At 33.1% G+C, this 12,017-nt stretch carries 12 protein-coding genes (1 of these 12 only partly in view); 8 read left to right on the forward strand and 4 right to left on the reverse strand.

Annotation, left to right across the window (positions count from 1 at the left end; translation table 11 throughout):
• Positions 1 to 1,121: the 5' portion of an acyl-CoA carboxylase subunit beta gene (locus NG806_RS18855; protein ID WP_214833191.1), read on the reverse strand. 508 nt of this gene lie to the left of the window's left edge; 1,121 of the gene's 1,629 nt are visible here — the first part of the coding sequence; its start codon is at positions 1,119 to 1,121; the stop codon falls past the left edge of the window.
• Positions 1,122 to 1,559: 438 nt separating this feature from the next.
• Here NG806_RS18855 and NG806_RS18860 point away from each other — a divergent pair, with 438 nt between their 5' ends.
• Genes NG806_RS18860 through NG806_RS18870 form a run of 3 tightly spaced genes read left to right on the forward strand, consistent with a single transcriptional unit; the run spans position 1,560 to position 4,316 of the window.
• Entirely contained in the window at positions 1,560 to 2,438 is an 879-nt protein-coding gene (locus tag NG806_RS18860; RefSeq protein WP_214833189.1) for a DMT family transporter, read from the forward strand.
• A 13-nt stretch (positions 2,439 to 2,451) separates the two neighbouring features.
• On the forward strand, positions 2,452 to 3,534 hold the full coding sequence (locus NG806_RS18865) for a putative type IX sorting system protein PorV2 (RefSeq protein WP_214833187.1): 1,083 nt from the start codon (positions 2,452 to 2,454) through the stop codon (positions 3,532 to 3,534).
• Between the two features lie 11 nt (positions 3,535 to 3,545).
• Complete coding sequence (locus tag NG806_RS18870) at positions 3,546 to 4,316, forward strand: hypothetical protein (protein WP_261511022.1); 771 nt, start codon at positions 3,546 to 3,548, stop codon at positions 4,314 to 4,316.
• Between the two features lie 83 nt (positions 4,317 to 4,399).
• Here NG806_RS18870 and NG806_RS18875 read toward each other — a convergent pair whose 3' ends face one another.
• Complete coding sequence (locus NG806_RS18875; protein WP_214833183.1) at positions 4,400 to 4,969, reverse strand: fasciclin domain-containing protein; 570 nt, start codon at positions 4,967 to 4,969, stop codon at positions 4,400 to 4,402.
• Positions 4,970 to 5,353: 384 nt separating this feature from the next.
• Here NG806_RS18875 and NG806_RS18880 point away from each other — a divergent pair, with 384 nt between their 5' ends.
• Positions 5,354 to 5,863: an RNA polymerase sigma factor gene (locus NG806_RS18880; protein WP_261511023.1), complete on the forward strand. Its 510-nt coding sequence runs from the start codon at positions 5,354 to 5,356 to the stop codon at positions 5,861 to 5,863.
• 1 nt (position 5,864) lies between these two features.
• Complete coding sequence (locus tag NG806_RS18885) at positions 5,865 to 6,683, forward strand: anti-sigma factor (protein ID WP_261511024.1); 819 nt, start codon at positions 5,865 to 5,867, stop codon at positions 6,681 to 6,683.
• 56 nt (positions 6,684 to 6,739) lie between these two features.
• On the opposite strand, the gene uvrC is transcribed toward NG806_RS18885, so the two are convergent.
• The gene (uvrC, locus tag NG806_RS18890) at positions 6,740 to 8,530 is read right to left on the reverse strand and encodes an excinuclease ABC subunit UvrC (protein ID WP_214833180.1); all 1,791 of its coding nucleotides are present in this window, start codon (positions 8,528 to 8,530) and stop codon (positions 6,740 to 6,742) included.
• Between the two features lie 91 nt (positions 8,531 to 8,621).
• A complete protein-coding gene (locus tag NG806_RS18895; RefSeq protein WP_261511025.1) occupies positions 8,622 to 9,386 on the reverse strand; it encodes a hypothetical protein in 765 nt (254 codons plus the stop codon).
• 123 nt (positions 9,387 to 9,509) lie between these two features.
• Here NG806_RS18895 and hutH point away from each other — a divergent pair, with 123 nt between their 5' ends.
• The 3 genes from hutH (at position 9,510) to NG806_RS18910 (ending at position 12,017) form a co-directional block, all read left to right on the forward strand.
• Positions 9,510 to 10,997 carry a histidine ammonia-lyase gene (hutH, locus tag NG806_RS18900; protein ID WP_214833177.1) on the forward strand — a complete coding sequence of 496 codons (1,488 nt, stop codon included), beginning with the start codon at positions 9,510 to 9,512 and terminating at the stop codon, positions 10,995 to 10,997.
• Between the two features lie 8 nt (positions 10,998 to 11,005).
• The gene (locus NG806_RS18905) at positions 11,006 to 11,464 is read left to right on the forward strand and encodes a DUF2059 domain-containing protein (RefSeq protein ID WP_261511026.1); all 459 of its coding nucleotides are present in this window, start codon (positions 11,006 to 11,008) and stop codon (positions 11,462 to 11,464) included.
• Positions 11,465 to 11,570: 106 nt separating this feature from the next.
• The gene (locus tag NG806_RS18910; protein ID WP_214833173.1) at positions 11,571 to 12,017 is read left to right on the forward strand and encodes a GNAT family N-acetyltransferase; all 447 of its coding nucleotides are present in this window, start codon (positions 11,571 to 11,573) and stop codon (positions 12,015 to 12,017) included.

The raw sequence follows: 12,017 nt of genomic DNA on the forward strand, positions 1-12,017 counted from the left end.
ATCTTTCTTTGATTACAATTCGCAATAAATCTTGTCGCTTTATCCGCTGAATCAGAATAAATAACTCCTCCAAATTGCATTTCTCCTTTGCCACTTTTTACCAATTTTCTCTGGTTAGCAACAATTCCTACAGACCAGCCATCCACCCGCGCAGTTGCGCAAATAATGGTTTTTCCATAATCAGGTTTATATTCTTCGTACTCAGAATTATCAACCATACATTTTATGATATCTAATGTGTCATATTGTTCAGTTCTGGAAGATGGCATAATACCAAAAATGTTCTCTGGGTTTTCTTTTGGAGGGAAACTTTCAATCCTATCAAAACCTGCTTTTTCAGTACTTCCGATAGATTTCATTATATTTTTTATTCTATCTAAAGCGTCTTTATCATCTTTAGCTTTATAATCAGTAACACCCGAAATAGAACAGTGTGTAGTAGCTCCTCCAAGAGTTTCATTATCTATACTTTCACCAATAGCAGCTTTTACAAGATAACTGCCAGCTAAGAAAATTGAACCTGTTTTATCAACAATCATGGCTTCATCACTCATGATAGGCAGGTAAGCACCACCAGCAACACAACTGCCCATTACTGCAGAAATCTGAATGATTCCCATGGAGCTCATTTTAGCATTATTCCTAAAAATTCTTCCAAAGTGTTCTTTATCAGGAAATATTTCGTCCTGCATAGGTAAATAAACACCAGCAGAATCTACCAGATAAATAATAGGAAGTTTGTTTTCCATTGCAATTTCCTGAGCTCTGAGATTTTTCTTTCCAGTAATTGGAAACCAGGCACCAGCTTTTACTGAAGCGTCGTTAGCGACAATAAGACATTGTCTTCCAGAAACATAACCTATAACTACAACAACTCCACCAGAAGGACATCCACCATGCTCGGTATACATTTCATAACCAGCGAAAGCTCCTACTTCTATGGAATCTGAATTCTTATCAAGGAGATATTCAATTCTTTCTCTTGCAGTCATTTTTCCTTCGTCACGTAACTTTTGAAGCTTTTTCTCTCCACCTCCTTTTTTTATTTCAGCAAGTAAACGATTTATTTCGGATAATTTTAATCTATTTTGATCTTCTCGTTTGTTGAATTCGATGTCCATAAAATTTTTAATTTTTTACGCCTAAAGATACTATTTTTAAAGAGAATATTATTTTTGGTAAAACAAGTGTTTAATAGGTTGGTTTACAGAAAATTGTGAAATATTTAACAAAAAATTATTTTTGATTAATTGATATTTTTGCTAACTTTACGTAAGAGTATTGAGGGGTATTATTCCCTTCGCAAAATACTCTGTTCCTAGTTTATTTTTTTAATAGTTTATTATTTGAAAGCCCCGAAAGTTGAATAAATTTTCGGGGTTTTTTTATTCATTTTATTTCGTTTTCCAAGTCTGTCAATTTATTGAAATTAAGTACTTATAAAATTCTGAAAAAGTCGAATAAAATTTAATTGCTTTTTCTTCAAATCTATTTTTATTTATCAAAGAATTGCAAAACCTATTCGTAAATTTGCATCTTAAAAATTCAAAAGATAGGTTATGCATAAATTAGCACTTTTCAGATTGCATTTAATTATATTTTTATGGGGGTTCACTGCAATCTTGGGAAAATTAATTCATGCCAATGCACAAGTTCTTGTATTTTACAGAATGCTATTTGCAGCCATTTGCCTATACGCCTATATAAGAATCTATAAAAAGGAAAGTATAAAGGTTTCAAGGAAAATATTTTTTCAATTGGCGGCCATAGGAACTGCAATGGCTATCCATTGGTTTTGTTTCTTCTATTCCATTAAAGTCTCGAATGTTTCCATAGCTTTAAGCTGTTTATCGTTATCAACTCTTTTTGCTTCGATATTAGAACCTATTATCTTTAAACGAAAGATCGATGTTTCAGAAGTTATCATGGGAATAGTCATAGTGGCTTGTATTCTTTTAATTTTTAAAACAGAGTTTCAATATAAAGAGGGAATTCTCTACGGGGTATTATGTGCAATTTTCGGGACTGTCTTTTCAGTCTTTAATGGTAAAATGTTTGGAAAAACAAGTTCAGGAAATATCATTTTTTATGAAATTTTCTGTGGTTGGGCAGTTTTGTTGATATTTTATTTGTTTTCGGGACAAATTTTTCAAATGGATGAAATAAACTATAGGGATATTGCGTTAATATGCTTGTTAGCAAGTGTTTTTACGGCTTTTCCAATGTTGGAATCGGTTAATTTAATGAAGTATATTTCTCCGTTTACACTAATTTTAACAGTTAATTTAGAACCAGTTTACGGAATTATACTAGCTTTTTTTATCTTTGGCGAATCAGAACATATGAGCCCTATATTTTATATAGCATCATTTGTTATGATATTGGCAATTATAGCCAATGGATTGATAAAAGCCAGAAAACAAAAAAAAACTAATTAAGCATCAAATTTATATGATGAAAAAATATCTATTATTTTTATTTTCACTGTTATTCGGGATGTCTCAATCCCAAATTATCAGGAAATATTCCAATGAATTTCTAAATATTGGAGCAGGAGCAAGAGGACTGGCTATGGGAGGTGCTGTGATTTCAAACCAGGATGATGTCTACTCTCCAATGTGGAATCCCGCAGGTTTAATGTCAATCGAAAGAGACTGGCAGGGTGCTGCAATGCATGCTGAATATTTCGAATCCATTGCTAAATATGATTATCTGGCTTATGCAAAAGTATTGGAAGAAGGAGTTTTTGGAGTTTCAGTTGTTAGACTTGGTGTTGATAATATCTTGAATACAACTCAAATGATTGATGCTGAAGGTAATATTGATTATGATAAAATCACGAAATTCTCACAATCTGATTATGCTGCAATACTTTCTTATGCTTTTCATCCAGCGGGAAATACAAAATTAGATGTAGGAGTAAATGCGAAAATAGTATATAGAAATGTTGGGAAATTTGCCAGCGGATACGGATTTGGTTTCGATGTTGGAGCCATTTATAAGGCAGATAATGGCTGGAAGTTTGGCGGCATGCTTCGCGATGCTACAACAACAGTTAACTTCTGGAGTATTAATCAAAAAGAATTATCTACAGTTGTTAATGGTGAGGAATTTAACCCGGCACCCAAAGATAAGATGGAACTTACGATGCCCAAGCTTAATGTAGGAGCTAGTAAGATATTTGAAATTAACAGCAGTATATACGTTTTACCGGAAGCTGGAATAAATGTAGATTTTGCTAAAACTGCGGCTCTGGTTTCAACAGATTTTGCTAGTATTACACCTTATGCCGGAGCTGAACTAGGTTATCAGAAAATGATCTTTGTAAGACTAGGGGTAAATCGTTTCCAGTCTATTACGGATATTGAAGATTTAAAAAGAAAAGTTTCTTTTCAACCGAGTGCTGGTTTAGGTATTAGATACAGGGGACTTACTTTAGATTATGCGATTACAAACTCGGGAATTGGAGGATCTAACTTCTATTCTAATTTCTTTTCCCTAAAGCTAGATATGGGAACATTTAGAAATGATTAAAAATTAAAAAAATGAAAAAAGCATCACTATTTATATTGACCGTTTGTTCAATGTTAACTTTCGGACAAAAAGTATCAGATTATAAATATATTTCTATTCCGGAGAAGTTTACAACTTTTAAAGAAAATTTTGAGTTAGATATGGTACTATCGAAATCGCTTAAAAGCAAGAAATATGTTGTTCTTCAGGGAAATAAAGATCAGTGGCCTGCAGAAGCAAAAGATAATTCTTGTAATGTTCTAAATGCAGATGTTGTGGACGACAGTGGTTTTTTAAGAAATAAGGTTGTTTTACAGTTTAAAGACTGTCATGATAAAATTGTATTGGCGAGCAAAGGAGCTTCAAACATTAAGGATTATAAAGAAGGATTTCAGGATGCATTAAAGCAAACCTTTGTGGCAGTGCCTGTTTCTTACCCTACTGTAATGGCCGTTCAGACTGAAACTAAAAGTATTGAACAGGTTAAAGAGACTCCAACAACTGAAGTTGTTGCTTCCTCTGCTTCTACTTCCTCTACTTCTTCTGGAAGTACTGCTAGCAAATATAGTAATGGTAAATTAAATCTACAGAAAGTACAGATCGACAACAGTCAGTTTATTCTTGTAAGACCTGATAGCTCTATTCCTTATGCTACTTTTAAGGAAACAACAAAAAGAGATGTTTTCAGAGTGAAGTTTGAAAATGGAGATACTACGATTGGTTATTATGAAAATGGAAATATTGTAATAGAAGTTCCTGCTGCAAATGGTGGATATTCTAAAGATATATTTTTAGGTAAATAAGATATTATTATCGATTAGGATATAAAAGAATCCCTTGTCTAAACAGACAAGGGATTTTTATTAAACCATTTAAAAATTAAAAACTATGGCATTAAAACAGTGTCTATGACATGAATTACTCCATTGGATTGATTGACGTCTGCGATAGTAACTTTTGCACTGTTACCCTTTGCATCTTTAATATAAAGATCTTTACCTTTCGTCCAGAATGTGACATCTTCACCTTCTACAGTCTTCATCATACTTTTCCCATTTCCAGCTTTTACAGCGGCCCAAATTTCTTTAGCACTGTACTTTCCAGCGAGTACATGATAGGTTAAAATCTTAGTGAGCATTTCTTTATTCTCAGGCTTCACCAGATTTTCTACCGTTCCTTTTGGAAGTTTAGCAAATGCAGCATCAGTAGGAGCCAGGACAGTAAAAGGTCCACTTCCTTGTAAAGTTTCTACCAATCCAGCGGCTTTCACTGCAGCTACTAATGTTTTATGATCTTTAGAGTTTACAGCATTTTCAATGATATTTTTTGAGGGATACATAGCAGCCCCACCTACCATTACTGTTTTTTCTTTCATTGTTTGTGCTGTTACCTTCCCACTTAATACGAATGATAAAGTGACCATTCCGAATACGGCGATTTTTGATCTTGTGTTCATTTTTTGATTTTTTAATTAAATAATATTTGATTCTTATCTTATTCTTATCATCATTTACGACATTAATGTCATTTCAGATTTAAAAAGATTTTGTTTTTAAATTTTTAAGCTCTGTTTAAATATGTAATGGATATACCAGGGTACTATGGGTTTAATTTTTTAGTTTTTGGTTGAATAACATATTTTCTGCAAGTCAGTATTAAAAAGAATAAAGAAATTGTCTTTAAAAAGGTATTTTCCATATTCTTATTTTTTTACTTAAAATCATATACGAAATAAAAGAACTTTTGGTTTTTACTTGTTATATGTTTTATTTTGTTACATTTGGAATGAAAAATATTCGCTATTAAAACAATCTATTCGGAGGACGAACTTGTCGTTTTATTGAAAGAAAAAAACGAAGCTGGTTTTCATTACTTGTATGACCACTATTCTGGTGCGCTCTATGGTGTAGTACTCCGAATTGTACAATCAAAAGAATATACTGAAGAAATTATTCAGGACGTTTTCGTAAAAATCTGGAATTCCATTCATCAATATGATATCAGTAAAGGGAGATTCTATACCTGGATGATTAATATTGCCAGAAACACAGCGATCGATTATTTAAAATCAAAAAGTTTTCAAAACGAACTAAAAAACCAATCAATTCCGGATTTCGTATATAACAGTGCAGAACTTTCTACCACGAATGATGCATCTGATTTCATTGGTTTTAGTAATGTTCTTGAAAGTTTGGAATCTGATAAGCAGGAACTTATAGATCTGGCTTATTATCAGGGATATACACAGAATGAAATATCTGATAAATTGAAAATACCTTTGGGTACGGTAAAAACGAAAATGCGAAATGCATTAATAAAATTAAAGGATTTGTTAAAAGATTATCAATAAATTGAACACTAAGGAATACATATCATCCGGAATCATAGAATCTTATATTCTAGGTCTTGCTTCTCCAGAGGAGGCAGGTATTTTGGAGTGTGTGATGAAAAATAATGCTGAAGTAAAGGCGGCTTTTGAGGAAGCACAAAAAACATTGGAAGATCTTGCGACAGCACAGGCTGTAGCTCCACCTGTAGAATTAAAGTCTAAGATTTGGGCTAAGATTCAAAAGGAGCAAACTATTGACGAAATAAAACCGGTAGTTTTACAAAATGAATCCAATGTACATTCTGAAAAGGAGACAAAAGAAATTGTGGTTCAGAAAAATAATACTTGGAAGACATATGCTATTGCGGCTTCGGTGTTATTTTTAGTAAGTATAGCAGGGAATCTATTTTGGATGAATAATCAATCCAAAAACAAGGCAGATATAGCGAAATTAGAAACTGAAAAACAGTCTAAAGATCTGGCTTTGCAAAAGATGAATGAAAAATGGAATATGATGTCCAGCCCCGATATGCAATTGGTCAAGTTAAAAGGAGTGGAGAAACATGCAGATTCCAAAGCTATGGTTTTTTGGAACAAGAATACCAAAGAGGTCTATCTAAATGCTGAAGACTTGCCGAAAGCTCCGGCAGGAATGCAGTATCAGCTTTGGGCCATAGCAGATGGAAAGCCCGTAAATGCAGGAATGTATACAAAAGAAAAAGACAGTAAAATTGCTCTTGCCAACATATCTAAAGCCCAGGCTTTTGCCATAACTCTTGAAAAAGAAGGCGGAAGTGAGGTGCCTACAATGGAAAATATGTATGTAATGGGAGGTGTATAAAAATATGATTTACCATCTAAATAAAAAAACGCTCGAAAGAGCGTTTTTTTATTTATTTAATCATTGAAATATTCCCAGATAACTTTAGCCTTACTTTTACCCAGTATTTCTTCTAAAGTTTCCAAATTAGATTCTTTAATTCTTTTAACGGATTTTAATTTTGATAATAATAATTCTATTGTTTTTTCACCAACGCCTGGAATCTCTTCTAACTCAGATTTTATCGTAGAGTTTTTTCTTCTTGTCCTGTGATGCTTTACACCAAAACGGTGGGCTTCATCACGAACCCGTTGTAAGATCTTAAGTGTTTCAGATTTTTTATCAAGATACAATGGAATGGAATCCTCAGGAAAGAAAATTTCTTCCAACCTTTTAGCAATTCCAACAATAGTAATTTTTCCATACAGCCCTAATAATTTTAAACTTTTTATAGCTGAAGATAGTTGCCCTTTTCCTCCATCGATAAGAATAAGTTGAGGAAGTGGTTCGGCCTCATCCAACATTCTTTTATAACGGCGGTAAATAACTTCTTCCATAGTTGCAAAATCGTTAGCTCCTTCTACGGTCTTTGGATGAAAAATCCTATAATCTGCTTTACTTGGCTTTCCATCTTTAAAAACAACACAAGCAGAAACGGGATTGGTTCCTTGAATATTGGAATTGTCAAAACCTTCAATATGTCTTGGCTCCACAGGCATTCTTAGCAGTTTCTGCATTTCAGCCATAATTCTGTTGGTATGTCTTTCAGGATCTACGATCTGCACCTGTTTTAATTTCTCTAAGCGATACTCTTTTGCATTCTTTTCAGAAAGTTCTACGATACGTTTTTTATCACCCACTTTGGGAACGATCAACTTTACATTAGGAATTTCTACAGATAAATGGAAAGGGAGCAGTACTTCTTTGGAATCGGAGCCGAATTTCTGACGAATCTCGATCAAAGCCTCTTCCATAATATCCTCATCAGTTTCTTCAAGGATCTTTTTAATTTCCGTAGTGAAACTCTGAATGATATTTCCATTTCTGATTTTAAAGAAATTGACATATGCTGCGGTTTCATCACTGGTCATTCCAAAAACATCTACATCATCAATATTTGGATTTACCACTGTATTTTTAGCCTGATAATCTTCCAGGATATCCAGTCTTTCTTTAATAATTTGAGCATCTTCAAATTGTAAATTAGAAGCATGTTTCATCATCTGGTTAATCAGATAATCTTTGGCTTTTCGGAAATCTCCTTTTACTATTCCCCGGATGGAATCGATCTTTTCATCATATTCCGCTCTACTTTCCAGCCCTTCACAAGGCCCTTCACAGTTTTTAATATGGTATTCAAGACAAACTTTATATTTGCCATCTTCAATTTTATTCTGTGCCAGATTTAAATTACAAGTTCTCAGCTTATAAATATGCTTTATCGTATCCAGTAATATTTTTGCCGGACGAACCTTTGCGTACGGCCCATAATATTCTGAACCATCTTTAATAATATTTCTTGTCAGAAAAATTCTAGGAAAAGCTTCATTTTTAATACAAATCCAAGGATATGTTTTATCATCCTTGAGCATTACATTGTAAAAAGGTCTGTGTTCTTTAATCAGGTTATTTTCTAATAAAAGAGCATCATATTCACTATTTACAATAGTAGTTTCTAATCGTTGGATCTTTCCAACCATTATTTTAATCCTATAACCCGGTAGGTTTTTATTGAAGTAGGATAGAACCCTTTTCTTTAAGTTTTTTGCCTTCCCAACATACAATAGATGATCGTTTTTATCGTAGTAACGATAAACACCAGGTTCAGATGGTAAAGTTTTGAGCTGTAATTCTAAAGAAGGATTCATATAACAAAATTACGGAATCCATCCGGTATTTAAAAGAACAAAAAAACTGCAGAATTTTCTGCAGTTTTATCATATATGTTAAAATTAAATTTTATCCGTTGCTCATTTCAGTGTATGCATTTACTAAAAAACTGAAATAATCCCATTCAGTAGATTTTTTTGGATATTTTTTCATGAATTCAGGATTATCCCCAAATAAGAAGTCATAATTATCTTCAAAATCATCTTTATGAAGCCACATGATTTTATCTCCCTTTTTTACATAGTAAGATTTGATAACGCCACCACCAAGTTGAGGAGAGCCTCCGATTGAAAATCCACCTGTTTCTTTAGCTCTTGGATCATGATAAACGGAAATTATTTCACTGAAATCAGGATTGATCAATTGCATTAAGAATTCTTTTTCGTCTTTTTTGTTTTTTAATGAAACAGTTTGATTAACAAAATGTATACGCTCACCTGTTGTATTTTTGGTCAGTTTTTTAGTTCCAAAGTTTCTGATGTTTCCCATGTACTTTGCAACCTTAGCTATTTTTTCTGCATTACTTGGATACAAATACATTTCACTAATCTGATCAGCATTAAAAGCTTCATTTTTTTTAGAAATACTGTCTTTGACTGAAACTTTGTAGATCTGTCCTTTTTTTGCTTCAATTTTTCCACAAAAACCTTTGTGAGAGCTTCCGTCTTTTAAAACAATGGTAGATGTTTTTTTAGGGGATGGAAGGTTGAATCCTTCATTGAAGAGATAAGTTTCCATTTTCTTGATCTCTTCTTTTGAGTATTTTACCTTGTCTTGTGCAAAAGAAGCTGTACTTACAAAGCATAATGCAAGCAGTAGAGTTTTAAATTTCATAGATTATTGTTTTTTATTGGCGTAAAAATAACAATTTAAACCACTTATTGTTAAAATAAATTATGGTCATATTTAGTTTTTACAATTATTGCTAAATGTGTAATTTTAAAGAAATTTTTAGAAATGATATACGGAGTAGATATTTTCAGTTTCCATGATGTATTGGAAATCTGTAAAAAACCAAATAAAGCTAAACTTAATAAAGCAGCAAAAGAGCAGATTTTAAAATCTCAAAAGAATGTTCAGGAAATTGTGGCATCGGATCGATGTGTTTATGGTATAAATACCGGTTTTGGTCCTCTTTGTGATACTAAAATTTCTGCCGATGAAACAGCGCAGTTACAATATAATTTAATTATCTCTCATGCCGTAGGAGTTGGAAAGCCAATTCACAAAGATTTTTCTAAGATCATGATGATCGCTAAAGTTCATGCATTGTCAAAGGGATATTCAGGAGTTTCTATGGAGGTTATTGAGAGGCTTATTCTAATGCTTGAAAAAGATATCATTCCTGTAGTTCCTGAGCAAGGGTCTGTAGGGGCTTCAGGAGATTTAGCTCCATTAGCTCATTTAGTACTTCCTTTATTAGGTTTAGGACAGGTTTGGGAAGGTGAAAATATTTATGAAACGGCTGAAATTTTAGAAAAACATAATCTGGAACCTTTGACATTAGGACCAAAAGAAGGATTAGGATTAATTAATGGAACTCAATTTATCCTGGCTCACGCTATTAAAGGATTAGAGAAATTCGAATATTTATTAGATCTGGCAGATATGACTGCTGCAATGAGTCTCGAAGCTTACAGAGGTTCTGAGAGCCCATTTAAAAAGGAACTTCATGATATCAGGCCATTTGAAGGAAGTAAAAAAGTGGCAGCAAGAATGCTGAAATTCCTTAAGAATTCTGAGAATATGAAAGCACATGAAGACTGTGAAAGAGTACAGGATCCTTATTCAATGCGATGTGTTCCTCAGGTACACGGAGCTAGCAGAAATGCTTATGAGCATCTGAAACAGATGGCTGAAACAGAATTGAATTCCGTAACAGATAATCCAATTATATTAAGTGCTGAAGAATCTATTTCAGGAGGGAATTTCCACGGACAGCTAATGGCTATGCCATTAGATTATGCAACATTGGCAGCAGCTGAATTAGGAAATATTTCTGACAGAAGAAGTTATTTACTCCTGGAAGGAAAATATGGACTTCCAAGACTATTAACGGAAAGCTCAGGTTTGAATTCTGGATTCATGATTCCTCAATATACTTCAGCAGCATTGGTTACAGAAAATAAAACCTTATGTTTCCCGGCTTCTGCAGATTCTATTCCTACAAGTTTAGGACAGGAAGATCACGTTTCTATGGGAAGTATCTCAGGAAGAAAATTTAACCAGGTTTTAGGTAATTTGGTGAATATTTTATCTGTAGAATTGATGTTTGCAGCCCAGGGACTGGAATTCAGAAGACCTGCTAAGTGCTCAAAGATTATCGAAGAGAATTTTGCTATTCTTCGTACTAAAGTAGCAAAGCTTGAGGATGACAGATTAATAGGAAAGGATATGCTGGCTATCGCAGAATTAATTAATGATAGAAAGTTTATTGTGAATTAATAACGAGAATGAAGAAGATAGTTGTTGTAAGTGCTTTATTTTTGGGAATAAGTACTTTTGCTCAAACAAAACAAGATAAAATAAAAGAGCTAATTTCTTTAAATGGAACTTTTACCATCTCAAAAGAAGTAAAAAAGGATTTTATTTCAGAATATAAGAAAAGGTATAGCCATGTTCCAGATTTAGCTTGGAAACCTATCGAAGAGAAGATTAATATTGATGAACTTGTGGATAAAGTGGTTGATATGTATGGGAATAAATTTAATGAAAAAGAAATTGATCAATTACTCATTTTTTATAAATCAGATGTAGGAAAAAAAGTTATTCAAAATGCACCAACTATGATAGCTGAAATCCAAGATGTTACTCGTAATTGGGCAATAAAAATTAATCAAACAATTAATGATGATTTAGAGAAAATGGGATATTTACAGTCACCACCTCCTCCAATGCCTTCTTCAAAATAAATAAAAAAGCTTCCCATCAGGAAGCTTTTTATTTTGTAAATCTTTCAATTTTTAAATAACATTCAATCTTTAAATCCCCTATCCCTTATATTTGTCAAAAAAAATAATGATAATAAAAAGAGTAGACTCCTCTAATACCGACTTTCAGAATCTTGTACAACTCCTTGATGCTGATCTGGCTATTCGTGATGGTGATGATCACGCATTTTACCATCAGTTCAATGGGATAGATATGCTAAAAAACTGTATTGTAGTATCTATCGATGATATAGCTGTTGCCTGTGGTGCTTTCAAACCTTTTTCTGATGGTACAGTGGAAATTAAAAGAATGTATACCAACCCTCAGTATAGAGGTAAAGGTTTAGCCTCAATGACGCTAAATGAACTTGAAGTCTGGGCCAGAGAATGCGGCTATGAAAGATGTATTTTGGAAACAGGAATTAAACAACCTGAGGCCATTGCTTTGTATGAGAAAAGAGGCTATAAAAAAACAGCTAATTATGGACAATATATAGGAGTTGAGAACAGTGTTTGTTTTGAAAAACTGGTATAA

Source organism: Chryseobacterium paludis, assembly GCF_025403485.1.
GTDB lineage: Bacteria > Bacteroidota > Bacteroidia > Flavobacteriales > Weeksellaceae > Chryseobacterium > Chryseobacterium paludis.